Raw genomic sequence first — 25,327 nt, 5'->3', positions numbered from 1 at the left:
TGGTCAGCGCGTCGTCGACGTTGGCCTTGAGCGGGATCTTCTTGCCGGCACGAATGCCTTCGTCGGCGGTGATCACCACTTTGGATTTGCAGTCGATGATGCGACCGGCCAGGGCTTCCGGCGAGAACCCGCCGAACACCACCGAGTGGATCGCGCCGATCCGGGTACAGGCCAGCATGGCGACCACGGCTTCGGGGATCATCGGCATGTAGATCGTCACCACGTCGCCGCGGTGCACGTCCTGGCCGCGCAGGGCGTTGGCGAACTTGCAGACCTGCTCGTGCAGCTCGCGGTAAGTGATGTTGCGGCTTTCGGCAGGGTCATCGCCTTCCCAGATGATCGCGACCTGATCGCCGCGCTCGGCCAGATGACGGTCGAGGCAGTTGTAGGAAACGTTCAGGGTGCCGTCGGCGAACCACTTGATGTCGACATGGTGATCGTCGAAGGAGGTCTGCTTCACCGTGGTGAACGGCTTGATCCAGTCGAGGCGCTTGGCTTGCTCGCGCCAGAAGCCGTCCGGGTTGACGACCGACTGCTGGTACATGGCCTTGTAGGTCGCCTCGTCGGTCAGGGTGTTGGCCAGAACCTCGGGACGAACGGGATACAGGGAAGCCGCACTCATCTTTCTTACCTCGGTGGAATAGTTGTTTTTGTGATCTGTTACGGGTTTGCAGCTCAAGCATTCGGGCAAATGCAACATTCAAATCCGGAAGCGACTCAGTAGTTTGTCTTGCTGGCCGACGTGCTCGACCATTGCTGAGCATTGGCGAGCCTGCTTGTCCGCACTGCCGGAGACTTCAAGACTGATATCGCGGATATTGGTGGTGTTGCGGTTGATTTCTTCGGTCGTGGCGCTTTGTTCTTCAGCGGCCGCGGCAATCTGCAGGTTCATGTCATTGATGCGGTAAATGGCTTCGCGTATGCGTTCGAGGGTGTCATTGGCGGCGTTGGCATCCCCGGCCGTTTTGCTGGCCGTGTCGCGGCTCTGCTGCATGCGTGCCTGGGCGTGTTTTACCCCGGTCTGCAGCTGGTCGATCATCTCGCGTATTTCCTGGGTGGATTGCTGGGTGCGCGAGGCCAGGGAGCGCACCTCATCGGCCACGACCGCAAACCCGCGTCCCGATTCGCCGGCACGGGCCGCCTCGATGGCGGCATTGAGGGCGAGCAGATTGGTCTGGTCAGCGATGCTGGTGATGACCGCCACAATCGATTCAATGCTTTGACTGAGGGTGGACAAGTCATTGATCGCATGACCGGTGGCGTCCATCTCCTCGGCCAAGCGCTTGATGGCCCCGGTAGACCGGGAAACCAGAGCGACGCCGTCGGCGGTCTCTTCGTTAGCTGCGATGGCCGCTTCGGCAGCGGTTTGCGCGTTGCGCGCGACATCCTCGGCGGTCGAGGCCATCTCGGTCATGGCGGTCGCCAGTTGATCCAGTTCCTGCAATTGCACCTGGACGCGGTTGGCGGCTTGATCCGCTTCCCATGAGGTCGCTGTGGTGCTCTCGCGGACCTGTTGCGAGCTGTTTTTCACGTCGCCAATGAGCGCCTTGAGATTGTGCAGGAACTGGTTGAACTCCCCGGCGACCAGGGCAATTTCATCATTGCCGACCACGGGCAGCTGGCGAGTCAGGTCGCCTTCACCGCGATTGATGTCCGCCAGCGAGTCTTTCAGTTGTTCCAGCGGCCGCAGCAGTCGCCTGACCAGCAGGCCCAACACCAACAGGCTGAGCAGCACGCCCAGGCCGGTACCGATCACGGCTCGCCAACTCAGGGTATGGGCGGCGGCCATGACGATGTCCTGGTCCAGGACCACGCCGATGTACCAATCCATACCCTTGAGCCCGGAGAGCGGGATGAAGGACACCAGGAGCGACTTCCCATCACTGCGCACCTCTTGAAGCTGAGCGTCGAGGGGCAGGGCGCTCCCGGCAAAAAGCTGACTGTAGGGCTTGCCGTTCAGTTCGGCGTTCGGGTGAGAAATGATGTTGCCGCTTTTACTGAGCAGGAACGCATAACCGGCCCCGCCGAAATCCAGGGTATTGATGGCATCGGCCACCGTGGTCAGGCGGATGTCACCGCCAAACACCCCGAGCCACTGTCCCGCGTCGCTGATCCGGGCAACGGCCGAGATCAGGATCTCACCCGTGGTGGAGTCCTTGTAGGGTTCGGTCAGGACGGCTTGGCTGCCGGTCTTTCCCGTCGCGTACCAGGGGCGGGTACGACCGTCATAGTCGGGTTTCGGATTCCACGCGGCCGTGTTCTTGATGGGCTTTCCATCTGCCTCAAGGGCGCCGAACACCAGCTTGAATTCGTCTTTCAGAATGGGCGAATCGATGATGCGTTGGGTCGTTTGCACACTGTACTGGCGATCGATCGCCTGGGAGGCCAGGTCCATCAAATGAAGCTTGCCGTTCAGCCAGTTCTCGATCTGACGTGCCACCGCATTGCTCGATTCGGCAATGCTCGCCTCGACCTGGTGACGCAAAATGCTACGGATCTGCTCTACCTGAACCAGCGATAGAAGACTGGTGGTCACCAACAGCACGCAAGCAGCCACAAGGCTCACCTTGTAACGGATTTTCATCGAGGGCTCCAAAGGGGCGATCAAGGGGAACAGAAAAATCTCAGGTCAGTGAGGACGCCTTCGCGAGCAAGCCCGCTCCCACATTGGACTTGTGTTCATACTCCCCCCTGTGGGAGCGGGCTTGCTCGCGAAAGCGGTAAAAAGGGCGCCACAAAAACACCTGTAGCGCCCCGGTTTTTAGAAGAAGCCCAACGGATTGATGTCGTAGCTCACCAGCAGGTTTTTGGTCTGCTGATAGTGATCAAGCATCATCTTGTGGGTTTCACGGCCGACGCCGGACTTCTTGTAGCCGCCGAACGCGGCGTGCGCCGGGTACAGGTGGTAGCAGTTGGTCCATACACGACCGGCCTTGATGGCGCGGCCCATGCGGTAGGCGCGGTTGATGTCGCGGGTCCAGAGGCCGGCGCCGAGGCCGAACTCGGTGTCGTTGGCGATGGCCAGGGCTTCGGCTTCGTCCTTGAAGGTGGTGATGCTCACCACCGGGCCGAAGATTTCCTCCTGGAACACACGCATCTTGTTGGTGCCCTTGAGCAGCGTCGGCTGGATGTAATACCCGCTCGCCAGGTTGCCCTCGAGTTTTTCCACCTTGCCGCCGGTCAGCAACTCGGCACCTTCGCCCTTGGCGATTTCCAGGTACGAAAGGATCTTGTCGAATTGCTGCTCGGACGCCTGGGCGCCGACCATGGTGTCGGTGTCCAGCGGGTCGCCGCGCTTGATTTGCAGGACCTTCTTCATCACCACTTGCATGAATTCGTCGTAGATCGACTCCTGCACCAGCGCACGGGACGGGCAGGTGCAGACTTCACCCTGGTTGAAGAACGCCAGCACCAGGCCTTCGGCGGCTTTCTCGATGAAGGACGGTTCGGCCTTCATGATGTCTTCGAAGAAGATGTTCGGCGACTTGCCACCCAGCTCCACGGTGGACGGAATGATGTTTTCGGCGGCGCATTTCATGATGTGCGAGCCAACCGGGGTCGAGCCGGTGAAGGCGATCTTGGCGATGCGTTTGCTGGTGGCCAGGGCTTCGCCGGCTTCTTTGCCGAAGCCTTGCACGATGTTCAGCACGCCCGGTGGCAGCAGGTCGCCGATCAGTTCGACCAGCACGGTGATGCCCAGCGGGGTTTGCTCGGCGGGTTTGAGCACCACGCAGTTGCCGGCAGCCAGGGCCGGGGCGAGTTTCCACGCGGCCATCAGGATCGGGAAGTTCCACGGAATGATCTGCCCGACCACGCCCAACGGCTCATGGAAGTGATAGGCCGCAGTGTGTTCGTTGATTTCCGCCGAGCTGCCTTCCTGCGCGCGGATGCAACCGGCGTAGTAGCGGAAGTGGTCCACGGCCAGCGGGATGTCAGCGTTCAGCGTTTCACGCACGGCCTTGCCGTTGTCCCAGGTTTCAGTGACGGCCAGCAGTTCGAGGTTCTGCTCGATGCGGTCGGCGATTTTCAACAGCGCCAGGGAGCGGTCCTGCACCGAGGTCTTGCCCCAGGCGTCGGCGGCGGCGTGGGCAGCGTCCAGGGCTTTGTCGATGTCTTCGGCCGTGGAGCGGGGGAACTCGGCAATCGGTTGGCCATTCACGGGCGAGGTGGTGGTGAAGTACTGACCTTTGACCGGTGCGACGAACTCGCCGCCGATGTAGTTGCCGTAGCGGGACTTGAAGGAAACGATGGCACCGGCAGTGCCTGGGTGGGCGTAGTTCATGATCGGGTTCTCTTGTTGTTTTGAGGTGTGACCGCCCACAGGGCGGCCACTGTCAGGTGCACAAGCCGTGCAGGGTCAGGAACCCTGAGGGGTTTCGCCACGAGCCAGGCGTGCATTGATGTCTTCAATGACGGCCGGTAGATCGACGATGGTGTCGATCAGGTAGTGCGGGCGCGAACCTTCGAACATCCTGGTGATGCGGGCGCGCTCTTCGGCCAGCTTGTCCGAAGGCAAGTCCCTGAACTGGTCATAGGTCAGCCCCAGTGCGTTGCCGGAGCAGGTCAATGCGACCGTCCACATGCCGGCACTGCGGCCTTCAAGGATGCCTGGCCAGGTGTCGTCGACCTTGACGCAAGCAGCCACATCGCTGATGCCCAGAGCGATCACGTTGGCCAGGGCCTGGGCCGGGTGCGGGCGGCCATTGGGTACTTCGTCAGTGGCCACGACGTGGTCGGCGACGTAGCCGTTCTTGCGCGCCAGCTCGACGACTTTCTCCATGACCACGGCCGGGTAACCCGAGCACGAACCGATTTTCAGGCCCTTGTCGCGCAAGGCATCGATCGTATCCAGCGCACCCGGAATCAGCGCCGAGTGCAGGGCGATCTTCTCGATCTGCAAGGGCATGAAGCGCTCATAAAGGGCGGTGACATCGTCATCCGTCGGCAGGCGTCCGAAGGCTGCCTGGTAACGTTCGGCGATCTGCGGCTCGTTGCACAACGTGCGGATGTGGTCCCACTTGCCCATGCCCATCGGACCCCGGGCTTCTGCCAGGGAGACCGCTACGCCAAACTCGGCGAAGGCTTCGACAAAAATCTGCGTGGGTGCAAAGGAACCGAAATCAACGACGGTGCCCGCCCAGTCCAGAACCACGGCTTGCAGTTGGGAAGGTTGTTTGTATTGCATGATGATTGCTCCAGGGAAAGGTGAGTGGGTAGTACGAATTCAAGGCGTGGTGCCGACAATGACCGGTTGTACCGGGGTCGATACCAACAGCGGGTTTTCCAGGGTTTTCGGCCGGCTGTTCCAGAATGGCAGCAACATCAAGATGGCCAGTATTGCGGCGCCGGTGAAGACCATGAACACGGTGATGGTGTCGAAATAACCCGGCAGCAGGCCGCCGAGGACTGCACCGACCGAACCACAGCCGTTGACGAAACCGGCGGCGGACGCAGCTCCGTCCTTGCTGCCGAAGTCGATGGCCGCCGAGCCGCTGATCATCGAGTCCGGCCCGTACAGCGTCAGGCCCATCATGAACAGCAGGCCGACCACCATGTACAGACTGCCGCTTTGCATGGCGGGAACGAACAGACCCAGGCAGACAGTGAGGACCACCAGGCTGAGCACGCAGGCCGGTATGCGACGAGCGCCGAAGTATTTGTCCGATGCGATGCCGATGAGGATGGGGCCTACCAGACCCGCCAGTTCAAACGAGGTCGGGACGATGGCGGAGGCGACCTTGCCAATTTCGGGCATGCGTTCATAGATGATGACCGGGCCCCACAGCAGGATGGCGTAGCGCGCGGGCTTGAGCATGAAATAGGCAAGGCCGAGCACCAGCACGGTGCGATTTTTCATCACGGTCCGTATGCCGGCCCACATGCTTTCGCGGGGCACCACGACGTTGCTGACCGGTTCGATCTCGATTTCGACAGCAGGCAGGCCTACGTCTTCCGGACGGTTGCGTTGCAGGAAATAGAACAACACCGCCACCACCAGCACGACAACGGCACTGCTGATGAACGCGATGCGCCAGTCGTGATAGGCCTGATAAGCCCACCAGCCGGCAAACGGCGTGGCCACCAGACCGCCGAAGGCGTACGAGGTGCTCCAGTAACCGAGTACGCGACCACGCTCACTGGTACTGAAGAAACTCCCGACGTTCTTGCACAGGCCCGACCAACCGGTGGATTGGGCGAAACCCTGCACCAGCATGCAGGAGACGAAGATCGGTAGCGTGGCGTAGGTCCCCATCAGGAGCGCCGCCGCCGCCGAAATGACCAGGCCGCTGAGGACCACCACCCTTGGGCCGAAACGGTCGGAGAAGTTGCCCCACAGGAACTGGCCCACGGCATAGGCCGTCAGGTACAGGGCGTCGAGGTTGGCCATCACGGCCTTTTCGAGCATGAAGTCCGGGTCTTCGCCAATACCCAGCTTGGCGACGGAGAACGCTTTGCGGGTGAAGTAGAAGGCGGCGTATGCCACCCAAGTGATGAGGAAAATCTGCACGCGCCAACGCTGGAGGGATTTCCAGCCGGTGGCGAGAGGGCTTGTCGTGTTGTTCATGGTGTACTGATCCCGTATGTGGTGCCAGACAGCGCAAATTGGTCGGTTTTTGTTTTTGTTTTCGGTGCACAAGTCTGTCCATTGGCACGACATCGATCGATGAACGTGCCAATGGCATCAGGCTTTGATTCATGAATTACGCGATCGCTGACTCCTGCCCGGCGCTGCCGAGCGGTACGTCATCGAATCCATGGTTTAAAAAAAGATCCCTGCCCAAAGGTGCTACCCATTGCACCTTCGCTCGAATCGGCAGAGACCTTGAAAAGGGTCGATCAGGCCGCGGGCTTGAGCATGTCCACGTCCATGGCGACCAGGCTGTCCGCGATTGCGCGGAGCAACTGGTGGACGATGTATTCGTCGATCTGGCCGATGCAGCCGATGCGGAAACTCTCGGCCACGGTCAGCTTGCCGGGGTAGATGATGAACTGCCGGGCCTTGAGTTCTTCATAGAAACGCGTGAAATCGAAGTTGGGATGTTCAGGGCTGAAGAACGTGGTGATGATCGGCGACAGCCAACGGTCTTCCAGCAGCGTCTTGAAGCCCAGTTCGCGCATGCCGGCAACCAGCACGTCGCGGTTGCGGGTGTAGCGCGCCAACCGGCCGTGCACGCCACCTTCGTCGCTGTGCTGTTCCAGTGCCTTGTGGAACGCCACCACACTGTGGGTCGGTGGTGTGAAGCGCCATTGGCCGGTGCGTTCCATGTAGGCCCATTGCTCGAAGAGATCGAGGGACAGCGAGTTGGCGCGGCCTTTGGCGGCTTCCAGCACGGAACGGCGGATGATCACGAAACCGAAGCCCGGGATACCCTCGATACACTTGTTGGCGGAGGACACCACCACGTCGAAGGCTATTTCGTTTACCGTCAGCGGCACGGCACCGAAGGAACTCATGGCATCGATGATCAGGCTCTTGCCGTGGGCCTTCACGACATCGGCGATTTCACGCAGCGGGTTGAGGATGCCGGAGCTGGTTTCGCAATGGACGACGAAGACGTTGGTGATGTCAGGGTTGGCCTTGAGCAGGGCGTCCACTTCTTCGGGCTGGGGCGGCAGGTAATCGCCCTTGTCCAGGGTAATGAACGCACGACCGAGGTATTCCAGGGTCTTGGTGGCGCGCTGGCCGTAGGCGCCGTTCATCAGCACCAGGGCCTTGCCGTCACGGGGGATGGCGGTGGCCAAGGCGGCCTCGACCGAGTAGCTGCCGCTGCCTTGCAGTGGCACACAGGCGAAGCTGTCATCCTCTACGCCGGCCATGCTCAGCAATTTCTGGCGAACTTCAGCGGTGACCTGATTGAAGGCACCGTCCCATGATCCCCAGTCGCGCAGCATGGCTTCCTTGGTGGCTTTGGAAGTGGTCAGTGGGCCCGGGGTCAGCAGGTAGGGTTCACCCAGGGCTGGGGTTGCCAGTGGCTGGGTAGTCGGGAATTCGGCTTTGGTCATGATCTTCTCCGGCGGTGTTGTTTTTGTGGGGGAGTGATGCATGGGTTGATAAAAACATTTGGCAAGAAATAACTGAAATCGATTTATCACATGTCACAAACAAGCTGAGCTTATAACTGAGGTGGCACGTGGCCTGAGCCTGGAGGGTTCATCAGCAGCAGGCATTCAAAGGCAGCAGAAAGACCCCGCGCGGTGAATAACCAGGCGGGGTTTTCTGTTCGTTAGCGTGAAATTTCGCTTCTGGGCGGGGGCGCTTATCCCTTGTCCGCCTTGCCGGCGGCCGCCGCGAATTTCGCCAGGCGCACGTCAAGTCGACGGGGAGGTCGGTTGTGGTCTTCAGCATGCTCCTTGCGGCGAATGGCGTTACGCACCATCAATGAGCCCAGGTAGCGCACCGGCTCCGGCGGAAAATGCCCAAGCGGACCTTGCACCAGCGGCGAGCGCGTCCAGGGGTTGTCCACCCCGAGCACCAGTGACGACAGGATCTGCCCACCCATATGGCACGGACCCACGCCGCTGCCGGAATAGCCGAAGCCATAGAAGACGTTGCCGCTCGCGCCCATGCGGCCGAAGAAAGGCAGGCCGGTGACCGAGCGATCGGAGGGGCCGTTCCAGGTAGCGGCGATACCGACGTCGGCAAAGTCCGGAAAGAACTCCGTCAGCGTGTTGCGCAACAGCCCTGCGTAGGGCGATGGCTGGTCGAAAACCGGCAGGATACGACCGCCGTAGGCAAAGGTGTTCCCCCCTTTGCCGAGCATGATCCGGCCGTCCGGGGTGTTGTGGTAATAGTGCACGAAAATCCGCGAGTCGAGCACGGTGACTCCGCTGGTCAGGCCGATCCGCTCGAGCAAGTCCGGTCGCGGCTCGGTGATGATCATGTCGCTGGAGACAATGGCCACCGAACGCGAGAACTGTGGAAAGGCACGGGCCATCCAGGCGTTCATCGCCAGCACGACCCGGTCGCAGGTCACTTTGCCGTTCGGCGTATTGACGCTGGCGGGCATGCCTTCTTCCAGGCCGGTCATCGGCGTGCCCTCGAAAATCCGTACGCCCAGTTCCAGTGCCACCCGGCGCAGCCCACGGACCAGCTTGCCCGGCTGCACACTGGCAGCCGCCGGCGAGAACCAGCCCTCGATGTGCCGGGCGGAGCCGGCCATGCGTTGCACGTCAGGTAGCGCACATTTGGCGAAAGAGTTGATGCCATGGCGCTCCAGTGCCGCGATCACCCCGTCGGTCGAGCCGACCTGGGCGCGGTTGGTCGCCGTGTAGAGCGTGCCGTCGAGACGGTAATCGGCATCCACCGCGTACTTTTCGCAAAAGGTGCCGATGGCGTAGATGCTCTGCTCCGACTCCTTGACCAGGCGTATCGCCTCCTTGACGCCGAACAAGCGCTCGAGGGTGAAGTACTTGGCCGACCATGACAGCGCACAGCCGCCATTGCGCCCACTGGCACCGGCACCGCAGATGTCGGCTTCGACGATCACCACGTCCAGCTCGGGATTCTGTTCCTTGAGCATGATGGCGGTCCACAGACCGGTATAGCCACCGCCGACGATGCAGACGTCGGCGCGGGTGTTCTGTTGCAGCGCAGGGCAGGGCGCGGCGGGTTGATTTTTCAGGGCCTGGTCCAGCCAGTAGGGGCGCATGGGGTCATCTCCGTTGGATCGGTTCGAGGCAGGGTTTTGGACGCAATCAGCCGCACGCGGCGACCACGATCATTTCCACGCGCCAACCGGGGTCGATCAGCTGCGCCAGGGTGCAAGCGCGTGTGGGGGCATGGCCTTCAGGGAAAAACTCGTCCCAGACCCGGTTCAGCCCTTCATAGTCTTCGCGATGGGCGAGCAGGATGCGCACCGAAAGCACCCGCTCGCGGCAGCTGCCGGCACTGAGCAAAAGCTGCTCGACAGCGGCCAACACCTCGCGGGTCTGCGCCTGGATATCACCCTGCAGGTCCGTGGCGACCTGGCCACCGATATAGAGATGGTTGTCATACCGGACCATGTCCGAACGGCGTTTTGTCACAGCGAAACGTTCAATTTCCATAGGGCATTCCTGGAGGGATACGAGGGACGGCACTTGTGAAAATCATGCTTGCAGTTCACTGTTCATAAATAAAATCGATTTATCGTATGAATGAATAAGTTGAACCTATAGCAAGGTGCGCCAATGACGATTTCCCATACCCAACTCAAGGCGTTTCACGCCGTCGCCATGAATGGCAGCTTCACCCGGGCGGCCGAGCAACTCTGCCTGTCGCAACCTGCGGTATCCGACCAGGTGCGCAAGCTCGAGGATTATTACGGGGTGATGGTGTTCTACCGCGACAAGCGCCTGGTGCGCCTGACGGAGGTGGGCGAGCGGCTGTTCGGCCTGACCCAGCGCCTGTTCGATATCAGTGTCGATGCCCACGACATGCTCACGGACTACCGCACCCTGTCGACCGGGACCCTGAACCTTGCCGTGGATGCGCCGGTGCACGTCCTGCCCTATGTCTCACGCTTCTGCAGCCGTTACCCCGGTATCGATGTGAAGATCGAAACCGCCAATACCGATGAGGTCCTGCAGCGGTTGTTCAGTCACCAGGCCGACATTGCCCTGCTGGGGCGCAGCGTCGAAGATGACCGCTTGATGTCGCTGCATCTGCGCAGCGATCCCATGCTGGCCTTCGTCGCCCATGACCACCCCTGGGCGCAACGAGCGTCCATCTGCCTGGCCGACCTGCACGACACGCCCATGGTCCTGCGCGAGCAGGGCTCGGTCACGCGCTTATCCCTGGAGGAGGAGATGGCAGCGGCGGGCCTGCATATCCGCAAGGCCATCGAAGTGGAGGGGCGTGAAGCCGCGCGCGAGGCGGTGGCAATCGGCATGGGCGTCGGGGTCGTCTCGGCAGCCGAACTGGGCTCGGATTCACGGGTTCGCGGCTTGCCGATCATTGACTGTCAGCGGCACTTCACCGAGACACTGGTGTGCCTGCGCGCGCAGAGCTCGCGGCGTATCTTGACGACCTTTCTCGACATGGTTCGAGAAGGCCTGGACGGGTGAGGTTTATCAGAACGTTTGGAGGCTGCCGTATAAATTTTTACGCTTTTTTTACGGTAGGCGGTTTTGCCCCCAACGATACTGGCCGCGATTTTTCAGACCATCCATGCGCCTGCATTTCCAATGACGCTGGCACCGGATTGCCCAAGGATGGCGTGCACTGTCTCCCCCGCAATTTGAGAGAAGCGACCCTTGAGTGAAAATGTAATCAGCGCGCAAACAGATTCCCAATCCAAAACGTCTGGCGCGGGCTTGCTCGTCGCCGCCGTTGGTGTGGTTTACGGGGACATCGGCACGAGCCCCCTCTACACGCTCAAAGAAGTCTTTTCCGGCCACTATGGGGTTCAGGTCAATCACGACGGGGTGCTTGGCATTCTGTCGTTGATCTTCTGGTCGCTGATCTGGGTGGTCTCGATCAAGTACGTGTTGTTCATCCTGCGAGCCGACAATCAGGGCGAAGGCGGCATCATGGCGTTGACGGCGTTAGCCCGCCGCGCGGCAGCACCTTATCCGTACATGAGCAAGGTACTGGTACTGCTCGGCCTGTTTGGTGCGGCACTTTTTTACGGGGACAGCATGATTACCCCGGCTATTTCGGTGCTCTCTGCGGTTGAAGGACTACAGCTGGCGTTTGACGGGATCGAGCACTGGGTTGTGCCCTTGTCAGTGATCGTGCTGGTGGCGCTGTTCTTGATACAAAAACATGGCACGGCTCGAATCGGCATCCTGTTTGGTCCGGTCATGGTGCTGTGGTTTGTGGTGTTGGGTGCGCTGGGAATCTACGGGATCTTGCAGCGCCCGGAAGTGTTGCAAGCGCTCAACCCTGCCTGGGCAGTGCAGTTCTTCGTGGTTCATCCGGGCATCGGTGTGGCGATTCTGGGGGCTGTCGTGTTGGCATTGACCGGTGCTGAAGCACTGTATGCCGACATGGGGCACTTTGGTCGAAAGCCGATTTCCCGTGCATGGTTCATGCTCGTACTGCCCGGTTTGGCGCTCAATTACTTTGGCCAGGGCGCGTTGATCCTGGGAAACCCGGAGGCTGTGCGTAACCCGTTCTATTTGCTGGCGCCTGACTGGGCACTGCTGCCGATGGTCGCGCTCTCCACCCTGGCCACCATCATCGCTTCACAAGCCGTGATTTCCGGCGCTTTCTCCCTGACTCGCCAGGCCATTCAGTTGGGATATATCCCGCGCATGTTTATCCAGCACACCTCCAGTCAGGAGCAGGGGCAGATTTACATCGGCACGGTTAACTGGGCATTGATGGTCGGTGTTGTCCTGCTGGTCATCGGTTTCGAGTCGTCCAGTGCATTGGCCGCAGCCTATGGCGTCGCAGTGACCGGGACCATGCTGATCACAACGATCCTGTCTTCGGCAGTCGTCCTGCTCCTATGGAAAACCCCGCGCTGGCTGGCCATTCCCATGCTGCTCGGCTTCTTGCTCGTAGACAGTCTGTATTTCGCGGCCAATGCGCCGAAGATTTTCCAGGGCGGTGCGTTCCCGGTGATTGCCGGTATTGGTCTGTTCATTTTGATGACGACCTGGAAGCGCGGCAGAAAGATTATCGTCGAGCGGCTGGATGAAACGGCGCTGCCACTACCGCTGTTCATCAGCAGCATCCGTACGCAACCGCCCCATCGCGTACAAGGCACGGCGGTGTTTTTGACGGCCAGAACCGATGCTGTTCCTCATGCGCTGCTGCACAACCTGCTGCATAACCAGGTTTTGCATGAGCAAGTGGTATTGCTGACAGTCGTGTCTGAAGACAGCCCTCGCGTGAGTGCTGATCGGCGGTTCGAGGTTGAGGCCTATGGTGAAGGGTTCTTCCGGGTCAGTCTGCACTTTGGTTTTATCGAGGAGCCCGATGTGCCCTTGGCGTTGAGTCTCTGTCACTTGACCGAACTGGACTTCAGTCCGATGCGCACGACCTATTTCCTCAGCCGGGAAACGGTGATCCCGACCAAGCGCATCGGTATGGTCCGTTGGCGAGAAAGCCTGTTCGCATTTTTGCTGAAAAACGCCAATAGCAATCTGAAGTACTTCAAATTGCCATTGAATCGGGTAATTGAACTGGGCACACAGGTTGAGATGTAAAGAGTCATCGAGTGGCCTTTTGGGTCTGCGGTCCTTTCGCGTCAATCTGCCGGCACCGATGGATGCAGAACATCGGTGCCGGCCTGCGCGCTACTTGACCGTTTCAACCTCATAATTCACATAACCGAACTCGTTGCTGCGAGCCGCCACGTACTTGCCGTTCTGCTCGAACACCGTGGCCTCGAAAGGTGTGCCGCCGAGTGTTGTCACTAGATGCCCGTCCTTGATTTCATACTTGGCCGGTACGCCGAACTGACCGCCGTGCAGCATGTTCAGGTATTCCCCCTCGGCGGGCGCCTTGCCATCGACGCTGGCGACCAGGCGTTGGCCGTCGGTGCCATAGACGATTTCGAATGTCTGGCCGGTGACGGTATTGCGCACCTTGATGGTTTTGCCCACCACGAAGGTTTGCAACTGCTCGTTGGTCAGCGCTTTGGCGCCTTCGGTTTTCAGTTGATCGATGGTTTTGCCGCCAGCGACAGTCTTGCTGTCCTCGGCTGTCGGCGTGTACCAGATCGGTGAGGTCCACGCGCGCTCCTGGACGGTGGGCGAGACGTCGGCCGGTGGCGGTACTTGCAGCTTGGCCGCGTCATAGGTGCTCCAGCGCGGGGTCGGGATCTGTAGCGCGCGGGCGTAGTAGAACGCGTGCTGGGCCGGATCGAAGTCCGGATCGACCCAGACTTTTTTCAGCTCGGTGGCACCAATGGTATTGGTGTAGGTCGCCTTGGAAACATCGACGGTTGAGCCCACCGCAGGGACTTTGCCGGTGACCGGATCCGGTTGGCGATCACCGGCCCAGGCGACGTCGTAGACCTTCTCGAAGGTCTGGCCGTTTTTGGTCCAGCCCTTGATGATCTGGATTCGGTCGAGGTTGCCATCGTCGGCATCCTTGACTGCCCATACGACGAAGGACGGTGCCTGCTTACCCGGTTTTGCCGGCAAGTCGCCGCCCATGGGAACGCCCTTGGCGTAGGCGGCATGCACCCAGTCTTTTTCGTTCCACAGACTGTTGTCGAAGCCCCAGCCACCAAACATGCGCACGGGGATGCGCACGCCGCTGGTGCCGTAGACCTCTTTACGCTTCATGGCATCGAAGATCGATTCACGGGTGTTTTCTTCGGCCCAGACGCCGGCCAGGCCGGAGGTGCTGGTTTGCAAAGCGACCATGCCCGAGTTGTCTTTGCCAGAGAGGCGCGCGGCCGGGGTGCTGTCGGTAAATCCGTGGGAGCCGAAGTTGTTGCTCTGCAAATAGGGAATCACTCCGTTGTGCGAGTCGCTGGCACCGACTACGCCCATTTTATAGGGGTTGTACCCACGGGTTTCCTGCATGGCCATGCCATTTTGCCAAGCCTGCCTGATGTAGCTGCCATTGATTTTCGACGTACTGTTGTCGATGCCAAGCAGGAAACTCATGATTTCGTAGTTGGCAAATTCGTCGGTTGGCGACAGTTCGGGGTGGGTTTCGGAAGTGCCCTTGACCTGGTGAATTTCGGTGAGGGATTCATTGCGCATCCGCGCTTGCGCCCAGGCGGCATCAATGGGCCGGCCACGGTCATCGACGTCCACCGGAAACATCAGGCCGTTGCTGAGGTTGGCATTGTGGGAGATCGCCAGTATTTCATTGCCCTTTTTCCGTTGATCGTCCATCCAGCTCCACAAGTCCTCGGGTTTGTTCGAGTCGAGGGCCGTGAAGGGCAGGTCCGGCACCTTCTTCGAGTCGCGGAAAAACACGTTGCGGTGCATGTTCTGATTGTTCGGTGCCGAGGTCCATTCATAGGCGACGAAGGTGGTGAACTTGCCGGGCTTGTAGTACTTGTCGGCGATGGCGATGTTCTGCTGCCAGATGTTGCCGGCCACCTTCGGATCAATCAGTTCCTTGATGGGATTGTTCAAGCTGCCGGCGATCCATTTGAACACCCGGTTGAAATCTTCCGGAGTCTTGACCATCAGTTTTTGCGCGATGGGCAGTTTGCTGAAGTCAGACTTCGGATCGTTGGCCAGGGCGATCACGCCCACGTATTCCGAGTGATCGGTCACGCCATGGAAATCCAGCGGTCGGCCTTTGAGCTGCACTTCAAACCCCATCGGGTGCTTGACCGGCATGCCAAGCGAGTATTGGTAGGCTTGCTCGGGATCGACCTGATGGTTGCCGATCAGGTAGGCATCGATCGACCAGGAGCTGTGCGAGTGCGTCTGGCCAAAGTAAACCTCGCGGTCCGGATTGCCCTCTGCCAATGCCAATGAGCTGACAGTGAGCACGGCATAACCGAGCAGTGACGGCGCGGTGAGGTGTGTAGGGATTTTCATATTCCACGTCTCCGGAATACGGCAGTGACAGGGTGAAGTTCAGGCCCAGAAACTCGAGACTCGTTCGAAAAACCAGAAGGCCGCCAGGGTTCCCAAGCCGTAAGCCGCAACCGGTCTGGCATACAGCAGCGCGGACCGTGGCAGCCGACAACGCAGCAACAGCGCTCGCAGGCTCAGCACGGCGGCGACGAACAGCAACTGGCCGATCTCGACGCCGACATTGAAGGTGAACAGCGCCAGCGGCAGGTCGCGCTGGGGCAAGCCGATCTGCGCCAGCGCACCGGCAAAACCAAAGCCGTGCAACAGGCCAAAACAGAACGCCACCACCCATGGCCATTGGATGGTGAAGCTGACGTCGCCACGGTTCTTGCGGACGATTTCCACCGCCAGCAACAGGATGCTCAGGGCAATCGTCGCCTCCACAGGCGGGCCGGGAAGCTGCACCGCCCCCAATGCTGCGAGCGCCAGGGTAATGGAGTGGGCGAGGGTGAACGCGGTGATGGTCTTCACCAGCATCCAGCCATTACCCACCAGCAGCAGGAGACCGAAGACGAACAGCAAGTGATCGAAGCCCCCCAGGATGTGCTGGATGCCATGGACCAGAAACGCACCGGCCACCGAGAACATTCCCGGCGTGGCAGCGATTTCCATCCAGGGTTGCGCGGGGTGGACGAGGGTGGTGGTCAGGCTGCCGTCCAGGCGCGCGACACGCACCAGCACATCGGTGATGCTCGCTTGCAGACCGACAAACTCGATGCGCTGCCCGACCAGGCCGGCGGGACCGGCTTCAATGACCCGGCGCTCGATCAACGAGTCGTTCAGTTGGCTTTCCACCGGATCAACGACAGTGCGCACACCTTCGGCGAACCGCAGCGCAATCGGCAAGCGCATGCCTGACAGCACCGGCGTGCGCCACAGTACGTCATAGCGCCCGGCAGCCGTTTCGTTGAGTTCCAGGTACGCGGGGCGCGACTCATGGGCCATGGCGCTCAGCCCCATGCACCCGAGCAGCAACAACAGCCAGACCCTGTGCCTCATCACGGCTGCTCCGTCTGGATAGCGGCAACGTCAGCGGCGGCAGCCGGCATCACCACCACGACTTCATAGCGTGCTTTGAGTGCATCGAAATTCGCGCGTTTCGATTCGCTGCGTTGCTCGGACAACCAATCGGACTTGACCTGCTGGGCCACGGTTTCGAAAGCCGGTGCCGGTGGTTTGGCCAGCGTATCGATCCACACCAGATGCCAGCCAAAACCTGACTCCACAGGCCCCACCCAACGTCCCGGCGTTTGCTGGAACAACGAAAGTGCGAACTTAGAACCAAAGACCCGCGCCACTTGATCCTGTGATTGCTCTGTGTAGGCGCTTTTAAACATGAACGCATCGCCTTCAGCGCTGTTGCTGTCAGTCAGCCCCCTCAGCGCGGCTTGAGCCTGGGCCTGCGCCTGCACGCCGCGTTTGTCCAGGGCGAAGAACACATGATGGAAGGTCGCCAGGGGGGGCGGGGCATATTGGTCCTGATGCTGGTTGTACCAGGCCTCCAGTACACCGGGGGCCGGTTCGCGAAGTGAGGCGACATCTTCGGCGAGGAAATCCATTTTTTGCGCCAGTCGGCGGCGAATGATGGTGTCGTCTTTGTCCAGGCCAAGTTTCAGTGCTTCGCGATAGAGGATTTCCTCTTTCACATAGTCATCGATCAGGGCCTGCAACTGTTGCTCCGAGGCGGGGCGTTGCCATCGTGCCAGCCAGGAAATCGCGATCCGCTGAACAACTTCAGGGGTAATTTCGATGCGTTGCGGATCTTGATTGACCGTTGAACGGTGCAAACCTCCGTACAGGACGAAGAGTGCAAAACCGGCAACTAAAAAGTGCAGTAACGGCTGGCGCAGGCATCGCTTGATTAACGAAAGTCGAGATTCTTTCGCTTCGCAGACGCTCAAGTTCATGACTCATTGCCCCACGCTATTCTCGAATGGTTTTCGAAACAGAGTGGAGTATTGCTGCTGGGCCGGAACTTTCCAGCGAGGTTAATCACGATAAGCACTAAGCATTAGTCGCAATCGAATTAACCCGTTTCCCGGGGCCGTGCAGTCTTGCGCCGATATAGCCCGGGACGGAGCGTTCCTGTCATGAAAGGACTGCTGGCGATCATCGAGTCTAAGGCGAAATGAACCGCGGGTTCGTGCCCGCAGCCTGCGCCCGGTAGGCTTTGGGCGCGCAGCCCTGGGCGTTGTGGAAAAAACGGCTGAACGCACTCAGACTGGAAAAACCCAGCACCTCGGCGATCTGTGAAAGCTTCAAGTCGGTCTGGCTCAGGTATTTGCGGGCCAGGTCCAGCTTGGTCTGCTGCTTGATGGCCTGGAAGGTGGTGCCGCTACCGGCCAGCCTGCGTTGCAGGGTGCGGCGGCTCTGCAGCTGATTAAGGGCGACGGCGTCCAGGGGCGCGCCACTGCTGGACAGCAGTTTGCGCACCGAGTCTTCGGTTGCCGAGGCCGGGCTACGGTTGCGTCGCTGTTGGTTTTCCCGCTGGTAGTCAAGCAGGGCGGGGCGGGAGAAGGGCTGTTGCTCGCTCAGTGGATGTGCCAGCACCTGGTGGCTGAGCAGCATGCCGTTGCACTCCTGATTGAAGAACAGGTTCTGGCCGAACACCCGTGTGTAGCTGGCGCGGCTATGGGGTTCCCGGCAACGCAGCATCACGCGTTCGGGCGACCACTGCGGATACAGCGCGCCGCGCAGTTTGCGCGCGAGCAGGGCCAGGCCCAGGTGGACGGACTGGGTTTCGTCGATTCCGGCCGTCGCGGTCACTTCGTAGTGCACGGTCATCCCCAGTGCGTGTTGCTCCAGGTGCACCAGGGCACCGGACATCAGCACGTGGAAGTAGCGTGACAGGCGTTCGAGCCAGTCGCCCACCGTGGTCGCTTCGCTGACGATGTCGAGCAGCGCACTGCCCAATACGCCCATCCCTTGCTTCTGTGCCAGCAGCAACCCGAAGTCCTCGCGACCGGTTTCCCGGGCGGCCAGGTCGAGAAAATGCACCACCTTTGGCACCGGCAGGAGGACGTCCAGCTGGTCCAGCGACTGCGGGGCAATCGATGCCCCATGGGCCACTCGCCAAGGGTCGCCGTGCAGATCGGCGATCAGTTCGCGGGCACCGTACAGGCACATGCTGCGAATGAGATGAGTATCCATGGCGCACGCCTTTGAGGATGAATGGCGCGAAGTATCAAATGATTGGCGTGTTTTATCAAATAAATGCCCGGCGCCTGCGCAGAATACAACCGCCCGAACCTTACAAAAACCACAACGGAGCGATTGCCATGCTGGGTCTGATGCAGGATCACCCCTTACTCATTTCTTCGGTACTGGAGCACGCGGTGTGCTCGCACCCCCAGGTCGAGATAGCCTCGCGCCTGCAGGACGGCACGCTGCATCACTGCACGTACGCCGACATCGGCCGGCGTGCCAGACAACTGGCCAATGCCCTGACAAACCTCGGCGTGCAGCCCGGCGAGCGGGTCGGCACCCTGGCCTGGAACGGCTACCGGCACATGGAAATGTTCTATGGCGTCTCGGGCATGGGCGCGGTATTGCACACCATCAACCCGCGGCTGTTTGCCGAGCAGATCGAGTTCATCGCCAACCATGCCGAAGACCAGTACCTGTTTTTCGACCTGTCGTTCGCGGCCCTGATCGAGCAGCTTGCGCCGCGACTGACCACGGTCAAGGCGTTCGTCGCGCTGGCCGAGCGCAGCCAGATGCCGCCCATCGTCGTGCCCAACCTGCTGTGTTACGAAGACCTGATCGGCGATGAACCCGAGACCTTCGCCTGGCCCTGCCTGGATGAACGCGTGGCGGCCTCCCTGTGCTACACCTCGGGCACCACCGGAAATCCGAAAGGGGTGTTGTACTCCCATCGCTCGACCTTGCTGCATTCGATGGCCACCTGCACGTCGGACGGGTTCAACCTGTCCTCGGCCGATACGGCGCTGCTGGTGGTGCCCATGTTCCACGTCAACGCCTGGGGCATGCCCTATTCGGCGGCGATGTGCGGCGCGCGCCTGGTCCTGCCCGGCGCGGACCTCGACGGGGCCAGCCTGTATGACCTGATGCAGCGCGAAAGAGTCACCCTGGCCCTGGGCGTGCCCACGGTGTGGATGAGCCTGCAGCAGCATGTGCATAACGCCGGGCTGATGCCGACCGCGGACCTGTGCCTGAACCGGGTCGTGATGGGTGGGGCCGCAGCGCCGCGCAGTCTGGTGGAAACCTTCGAGACTCGTTTTGCCGCCCGGGTGCTGCAAGCCTGGGGGATGACCGAGATGTCGCCTTTGGGCACGGTGTGCAATGCCTTGCCCAAGCACCGCGACGCCTCGCTCGACGAGCGCATCGACCTGCAAGCCAAGCAGGGCCGGGTGTTGTTCGGGGTAAGGATCAAAATCGTCGATGCAGACGGTGCCGAGCTGCCCCGTGACGGCCAGGCGTCCGGCCATTTGCGGGTCAAGGGGCCGTGGATCGCCAGCCAGTATTACCGGGGCGAGGGCGGGGACCTGCTCGATGAACAGGGTTGGCTGGTCACTGGCGATATCGCAACCATCGATCCGGATGGCTACATGCAGATCACCGATCGGGCCAAGGATGTGATCAAGTCCGGCGGTGAATGGATTTCCTCCATAGACCTGGAAAACGCCGCCTGCGGCCACCCGGCGGTGGCCGAAGCAGCAGTCATCGGCGTGCCCCACCCCAAATGGCAGGAACGGCCGTTGCTGGTGGTGGTGCTCAAGCAGGGCATGTTGGCGACGCGGGACGAGTTGCTCGGCTTTTTACAGAACCACGTGGCCAAGTGGTGGCTGCCCGACGCGGTGGCTTTCGTCGAGGCACTGCCCTATACCGCAACGGGTAAAGTGCAAAAAATGAAATTGCGCGAACAGTTCCGGGACTATCGTTTATAACCAGCGATACTTTGTACCCCAGTCCAAAGGGCCCCCCATGGATCGCATTGCACCGGAACTGGTCCTCAAGACCACGCCACCGCGAAGTCAGAAAACCGCTCACATGCGTGAGCGGCTGAGCATCGACTCCGCGGCCCTGGCGGACAAAATGGCCGTTGCCGTGCAAGGCCCGGCGGGGTTCGGCAAGACGTTTCTGCTGGCCCAGTGGCGCCGGGAGTTTCTTTCCCGTGGGGCGGTGGTGGCCTGGTTGACGCTCGATGAACATGACGATGGCGTTCGATTCGCCGGGGGACTGTCCGCGGCCATGGCCATAGGCAGTGGACGGGCAACCTTTGCCGGTTTCCTGGAGCGCATGCCCGGACCCGGCCGCGACGAGATGGAAGGGCTGACCGACTGGTTGGCCGAGGTCGCGGACCTGGGGGGCGAAATCGTGCTGATGCTCGACGAAGCCGACCGGCTACCCGAAACCACTGTGCGTCATTGCCTGGCCTACCTGCTGCACAATGCCCCGGCCAACCTGCGCATCATCATGGCCTCCCGTGGGCGCCTGAACCTGCAGGTGGCCGACCTGCAGGCCCGCGGCTTCTATGTCGTCATCGGCGCGGACGCCTTGCGCCTGCGGGTGGAGGAAACCGTGGCGATCCTCAGCAGCCGCTTCGGCCATCGTATCGATCCGGACCTGTGCGTGCGCTTGCACGAAGCCACCGAGGGCTGGTCACTGGGCCTGCAACTGGCGATCGCTTCCATCGAAAAAAGCCCGAGCGTGGTCGCGGCGGTCGAAGAGCTGTCGGCAGGGACCGGTGATATACGACGCTATTTTGTCGACACCCTGATCGCCCACCTGCCTGCCGAACAGATTGAATTTCTGATCAGCATTGCGCTGCTGGAGGTGTTGCATCCGTCCCTGTGCATCGCCTTGAGCGGCGACGAGCAGGCCGGTTTGCGCTTGCAGGAGCTGTGCGTGGCAACGCCGATTTTTGTCGAAAGCGTGGACAGTGAATGGGTGCGTATCCACCCGCTGGCCCGGGAGTTCCTGCTGGGGCGCTTTGCCAGTCTGCCCGAGACCCGACGCCTGGACCTGCATGAGCGGGCGGCCAGTTGGCTCGAGGCCCATGAATTCCTGGAGCAGGCGGCTCGTCATTATCTGTTGGCCGGGCGCACCCGCCAGGCCTATCAGATGATCGAGCAATGCCTGTACGAAATCATGTTGCGCGGGCAGTTCAGCCGGGTTCTGGAATGGGTGGAGGAGCTGCCGGCGCAGGAGGTCGAATCGCGCTCGCGCATGTGCCTGGCGGCCGCCTGGTCCCTGGCCATGAGCGATCGGCATGAGGAAGCAGTGCGCCTGGTCGCCGGTCTGCGTCAGGACCCGGCGATCGATGACAGCACGCGTTGCGAAGCAGCGATGATTGTTGCCACCGCCGCCTATTTTGCCGACCGGCCGGACGAATCGCTGGCGCTGGTGACCCCTTGGGTGGACGCCTTGCCGACTGGCGAGATCAAGTTACAGGCAGTCTTCGCCAACCAGATCGCGCGCCTGACCCTGTTTCAGGGCCAACCGGAAAAAGCTCGACGGATCTTTCAGCGGGCACCCTTGTATGCCTGGAGCTCAGGCCTGGACGCCATCCGCGGTTTTGGCGAATGGGTGGTGGGCCTCAGCTATGTCAGCGAAGGTCGCCTCGTGCCGGCCGAAAGAGCGCTGCGCGACAGCCTGGCTCGCGCCGAACAGGACATTGGCCGACGCAGTCCGGTGGCGGTGATGTTGGCCAGCGGACTGGCTACAGTGTTGCTCGAGCGCGATCAGTTGCAAGAAGCCGCCACGGTCCTGGCCAACCGTCTGGACGTGGTCGAGCGCCTGGCTTCTCCGGATGCGATTGTATTGGGTTTTGTCACCGCCTCTCGCCTGGCGGTCCTGCAGGGCCAGGGCCATCGTGGTTATGACCTGCTCGAGGCGCTGTTCGTGCTCGGTGAAGAGCGCGGCATTGCGCGTTTCTGCATTGCCGCCCTGGCCGAGCAGATTCGCCTGCACGCGCTGCAAGGCCGGGCCGATACCTGCCTGGCATTGGGGCGCCGGCTCGATGCCCAGGTGCCGCAGGTCGCGCATGAACAAACAGGCTTGCTCGGGCCGGAACTGGCCTTGATGGTGATGCTGGCCAAGGCCTATATCGCCCATGTGCAACGTGACTGGCAAGGGATGCTGGAACTGTTGGAGCGTGCCGGTGAAACAGCCGAGCGCATTCGTCGCGGCCGTGAAATCGTGCAGATCAAACTGCTCAAGGCATTGGCGCTCCACGAGTCGGGCGGCAACGGCCTGGCCTGCCTGCGTGAAGCGATCAGCCTGGCCGAGGAAAACGGCCTGCGGAGGATTGTCGAAGACACCCACCCGCAATTGCTCAAATGGTTGCGCCAGATCCGGCACGAGGTACCCCCGGCCGCTGCGCAAGGCACACCACCCCCCGCGCCGGCGCCACTGGCGACCAGCACGGTGTCGCCCAGCCGGTTGCTGACACCCAAGGAACGCGAAGTCTTGCAATTGCTCGCACGTAACCTGTCGAACAAGCAGATCGCCCTGGCGCTGAATGTCGGTGAAGAAACCGTGAAATGGCATTTGAAGAACCTGTTCGGCAAGTTCCAGGCCGGCACCCGCAAGCATGTGGTGGATCGTGCCTACATGCTTGGCATCCTCGATCCAGCCAGCTGAAACCTGGTCCTTCTGCTCGCGCATTATTTCCGGTCCGCCACGGCCAATGTGAGCTGGATGAACGCGGCGCGCTTGAGTCCATCGCCAGCAAGCTGGCTCCTACAGCTTCAGCGTGGGCACGTTCCCTTGTGGGAGCTGGCTTGCCAGCGATGGTCGTTAACGATAACGCGCGTGAACTGGAGGAACGCGGTGCGCTTGAGTCCATCGCCAGCAGGCTGGCTCCTACAGTTTTTCAGCCTGGGCAGGGTCCCCTGTGGGAGCTGGCTTGCCAGCGATGGTCGTTAACGATAACGCGTGTGAGCTGGATGAACGCGGCGCATTTGAGTCCATCGCCAGCAGGCTGGCTCCTACAGTTTTTCAGCGTGGGCAGGGTCCCCTGTGGGAGCTGGCTTGCCTGCGATGGTCGTTAACGATAACGCGTGTGACCTGGATGAACGCGGCGCACTGGAGTCCATCGCCAGCAAGCTGGCTCCTACAGCTTCAGCGTGGACACGCTCCCCTGTGGGAGCTGGCTTGCCAGCGATGGTCGTTAACGATGACGCGTGGGATCTGGATGAACGCGGCGCACTGGAGTCCATCGCCAGCAGGCTGGCTCCTACAGTTTTTCAGCGTGGGCAGGGTCCCCTGTGGGAGCTGGCTTGCCTGCGATGGTCGTTAACGATAACGCGTGTGAACTGGATGAACGCGGTGCGCTTGAGTCCATCGCCAGCAGGCTGGCTCCTACAGTTTTTCAGCGTGGGCAGGGTCCCCTGTGGGAGCTGGCTTGTCGGGTCGCCGCATCGCAGCGATGGTCGTTAACGATAACGCGTGTGAACTGGATGAACGCGGCGCACTGGAGTCCATCGCCAGCAGGCTGGCTCCTACAGTTCTCCGGAAATGCTTGAAGAACCTTCCCCCCCTTGTTCTTCCACCCCCCCTGACGATGGGGGGGTTGGATCGCGCCTGACCGATAGTCTGGACCTCACTTGAACCAACCCGGCCCGGCGGATTGCCGCTTGCCGAGCGTTGCTCGAAGACAAGAGAGGATCGGCATCAGCCGACTATCGAGGTAAGGCGTATGAGTCAAAGCGTGCTGATTGCGGGGGTGGGCATGTCTGCGTTCGTCCCGCTGGGCGCTGGCGACAGTGTCGCTGCGTTGGCGGGCAGGGCGATTCGCCGGGCGCTCGACGATGCGCGCATTGACTATGACCTGGTCGACCAGGTGTTCAGTGCCTGCGTCAGCAGCGCAGTCGGTTGCACTGAGCAGGTCCTGGCCCAGATCGGCCTGACCGGTGTCCCGGTGTTTTCCCTCGCGGACGGCTGCTCGGCAGCCAGCAGTGCCTTGCAGCTGGCGCGTCACAGCGTGTTGTCCGGTCAGGCCGAATGCGCATTGGCACTGGGCTTTGAATGCATGCCGTCGAACGTTACCCATCGCGCCTTCTTTGGTCTGGACGACAGCGCGCCGCAGGCCTGGGACGGCCTTGGCCAGCCCGATGCCTGCCAGGCTCATTTTGCCCGGCGCGAGCATCCGGCCGCGCTGTTCGCGGCCCAGACCAGTTGGTTGCTGACCCGCATGGGCGTGGCCCAGAGCAGCTTCGAGCAGGTCCTCAGCCAGGCCCGGAACAAGGCCATGCTCAACCCCATGGCCGTGCTCAACCGCTGTACGGCACTCGATGGCTGGCGGGCTCGCTACCTTTGCCCGCCAGCGAGCGGGGCGGCGGCGGTGCTGCTGTGTACCCCGGGTTTTCTGGTCCGCTACGGCGCCCGCGGTGGTGTGGCAGTCAGGGCCTGTGTGCGCGGTAGCGACCTGGCCTCCGAGCAGGAGTCCGGCTGCGTGCTCGATGTGCTGGGGCGCGCCACGACCCGGCGGGTTGCACAACTGGCGTATGAGCACGCCGGTATCGGTGCCGACGAGATCGAGGCCGTGGAGCTGCATGACCAGAGCGTCGGCGACTTCATGGTGTACAGCGCCGCCCTGGGTTTGTGCCGGGAGGAAGGTATCGACGGCTTCGTGCGCGAACGGCGCAACAGCCGCGGCACCCCGGTCGATGTCTGTGCCTCCGGTGGATTGCTCGGTCGCGGCCATGCCCCGGGAGCAACGGGGCTGGCGCAAATCACTGAATTGGTCTGGCAGTTGCGCGGCACGGCGCCGTCCAGGCACGACAACGAAGTCCGGACGGCACTTGCGCACAACACGGCGCTGGGTCGTTCGGTATCGGTAACCATCCTGCAGCGCACCTAAGGACAGCGTCGCAGTGCC

At 61.3% G+C, this 25,327-nt stretch carries 17 protein-coding genes and 1 pseudogene; 5 read left to right on the top strand and 13 right to left on the bottom strand.

Features of this window, described 5'->3' with window-relative positions; all coding sequences use genetic code 11:
• The 9 genes and pseudogenes from BSF40_RS18775 to BSF40_RS18740 all read right to left on the bottom strand — a co-directional run.
• Positions 1 to 622 (bottom strand): AMP-binding protein (locus BSF40_RS18775; protein ID WP_141249763.1); only part of this gene is annotated, 622 nt, incomplete at its 3' end.
• 78 nt (positions 623 to 700) lie between these two features.
• On the bottom strand, positions 701 to 1,450 hold the full coding sequence (locus tag BSF40_RS33580; protein ID WP_371918100.1) for a methyl-accepting chemotaxis protein: 750 nt from the start codon (positions 1,448 to 1,450) through the stop codon (positions 701 to 703).
• A gap of 108 nt (positions 1,451 to 1,558) precedes the next feature.
• Positions 1,559 to 2,584: pseudogene (locus tag BSF40_RS33575) on the bottom strand (cache domain-containing protein); the annotation flags it as partial.
• A gap of 177 nt (positions 2,585 to 2,761) precedes the next feature.
• Entirely contained in the window at positions 2,762 to 4,282 is a 1,521-nt protein-coding gene (locus tag BSF40_RS18765; protein WP_095966206.1) for an aldehyde dehydrogenase family protein, read from the bottom strand.
• A gap of 75 nt (positions 4,283 to 4,357) precedes the next feature.
• Complete coding sequence (gene phnX, locus BSF40_RS18760; RefSeq protein ID WP_015095080.1) at positions 4,358 to 5,185, bottom strand: phosphonoacetaldehyde hydrolase; 828 nt, start codon at positions 5,183 to 5,185, stop codon at positions 4,358 to 4,360.
• Between the two features lie 39 nt (positions 5,186 to 5,224).
• A complete protein-coding gene (locus BSF40_RS18755; protein WP_095966205.1) occupies positions 5,225 to 6,565 on the bottom strand; it encodes an MFS transporter in 1,341 nt (446 codons plus the stop codon).
• Between the two features lie 272 nt (positions 6,566 to 6,837).
• Positions 6,838 to 8,004 carry a 2-aminoethylphosphonate--pyruvate transaminase gene (locus BSF40_RS18750; protein ID WP_095966204.1) on the bottom strand — a complete coding sequence of 389 codons (1,167 nt, stop codon included), beginning with the start codon at positions 8,002 to 8,004 and terminating at the stop codon, positions 6,838 to 6,840.
• 254 nt (positions 8,005 to 8,258) lie between these two features.
• Positions 8,259 to 9,650, bottom strand: coding sequence for an FAD-dependent oxidoreductase (locus tag BSF40_RS18745; RefSeq protein WP_095966203.1), 1,392 nt, complete (start codon positions 9,648 to 9,650; stop codon positions 8,259 to 8,261).
• A 46-nt stretch (positions 9,651 to 9,696) separates the two neighbouring features.
• Positions 9,697 to 10,047 carry a RidA family protein gene (locus tag BSF40_RS18740; RefSeq protein ID WP_095966202.1) on the bottom strand — a complete coding sequence of 117 codons (351 nt, stop codon included), beginning with the start codon at positions 10,045 to 10,047 and terminating at the stop codon, positions 9,697 to 9,699.
• 123 nt (positions 10,048 to 10,170) lie between these two features.
• On the opposite strand from BSF40_RS18740, the gene BSF40_RS18735 reads away from it, so the two are divergent.
• The gene (locus BSF40_RS18735) at positions 10,171 to 11,046 is read left to right on the top strand and encodes a LysR substrate-binding domain-containing protein (RefSeq protein ID WP_095966201.1); all 876 of its coding nucleotides are present in this window, start codon (positions 10,171 to 10,173) and stop codon (positions 11,044 to 11,046) included.
• Positions 11,047 to 11,235: 189 nt separating this feature from the next.
• A complete protein-coding gene (locus BSF40_RS18730; RefSeq protein ID WP_095966200.1) occupies positions 11,236 to 13,137 on the top strand; it encodes a potassium transporter Kup in 1,902 nt (633 codons plus the stop codon).
• Between the two features lie 90 nt (positions 13,138 to 13,227).
• Here the strand turns inward: BSF40_RS18730 and BSF40_RS18725 are convergent, their stop codons facing one another.
• The 4 genes from BSF40_RS18725 to BSF40_RS18710 form a co-directional block, all read right to left on the bottom strand.
• Positions 13,228 to 15,444 carry a DUF3604 domain-containing protein gene (locus tag BSF40_RS18725; RefSeq protein WP_095966199.1) on the bottom strand — a complete coding sequence of 739 codons (2,217 nt, stop codon included), beginning with the start codon at positions 15,442 to 15,444 and terminating at the stop codon, positions 13,228 to 13,230.
• Positions 15,445 to 15,483: 39 nt separating this feature from the next.
• Positions 15,484 to 16,482 carry a HupE/UreJ family protein gene (locus tag BSF40_RS18720; protein WP_095966198.1) on the bottom strand — a complete coding sequence of 333 codons (999 nt, stop codon included), beginning with the start codon at positions 16,480 to 16,482 and terminating at the stop codon, positions 15,484 to 15,486.
• A complete protein-coding gene (locus tag BSF40_RS18715) occupies positions 16,482 to 17,390 on the bottom strand; it encodes a peptidyl-prolyl cis-trans isomerase (RefSeq protein ID WP_095966197.1) in 909 nt (302 codons plus the stop codon). The genes BSF40_RS18720 and BSF40_RS18715 overlap by 1 nt, the downstream gene beginning before the upstream one ends.
• 211 nt (positions 17,391 to 17,601) lie before the next feature.
• Positions 17,602 to 18,633 (bottom strand): AraC family transcriptional regulator, encoded by a 1,032-nt coding sequence (locus tag BSF40_RS18710; RefSeq protein ID WP_095966196.1) that lies wholly within the window; start codon positions 18,631 to 18,633, stop codon positions 17,602 to 17,604.
• 128 nt (positions 18,634 to 18,761) lie between these two features.
• On the opposite strand from BSF40_RS18710, the gene BSF40_RS18705 reads away from it, so the two are divergent.
• The 3 genes from BSF40_RS18705 (at position 18,762) to BSF40_RS18685 (ending at position 25,309) form a co-directional block, all read left to right on the top strand.
• Positions 18,762 to 20,390, top strand: coding sequence for a 3-(methylthio)propionyl-CoA ligase (locus tag BSF40_RS18705; RefSeq protein WP_095966225.1), 1,629 nt, complete (start codon positions 18,762 to 18,764; stop codon positions 20,388 to 20,390).
• 37 nt (positions 20,391 to 20,427) lie between these two features.
• Positions 20,428 to 23,088 (top strand): LuxR C-terminal-related transcriptional regulator, encoded by a 2,661-nt coding sequence (locus tag BSF40_RS18700; protein ID WP_095966195.1) that lies wholly within the window; start codon positions 20,428 to 20,430, stop codon positions 23,086 to 23,088.
• Between the two features lie 1,057 nt (positions 23,089 to 24,145).
• Positions 24,146 to 25,309 carry an acetyl-CoA acetyltransferase gene (locus tag BSF40_RS18685; RefSeq protein ID WP_095966192.1) on the top strand — a complete coding sequence of 388 codons (1,164 nt, stop codon included), beginning with the start codon at positions 24,146 to 24,148 and terminating at the stop codon, positions 25,307 to 25,309.
• Positions 25,310 to 25,327 lie beyond the last annotated feature (18 nt).

Source organism: Pseudomonas sp. ACN5, from assembly GCF_002303975.1.
Taxonomy (GTDB): Bacteria; Pseudomonadota; Gammaproteobacteria; order Pseudomonadales; family Pseudomonadaceae; genus Aquipseudomonas; species Aquipseudomonas laurylsulfatiphila.
The sequence above is the reverse complement of the archived record's forward strand: the minus strand, read 5'-3'. Positions and strand labels throughout refer to the sequence as shown.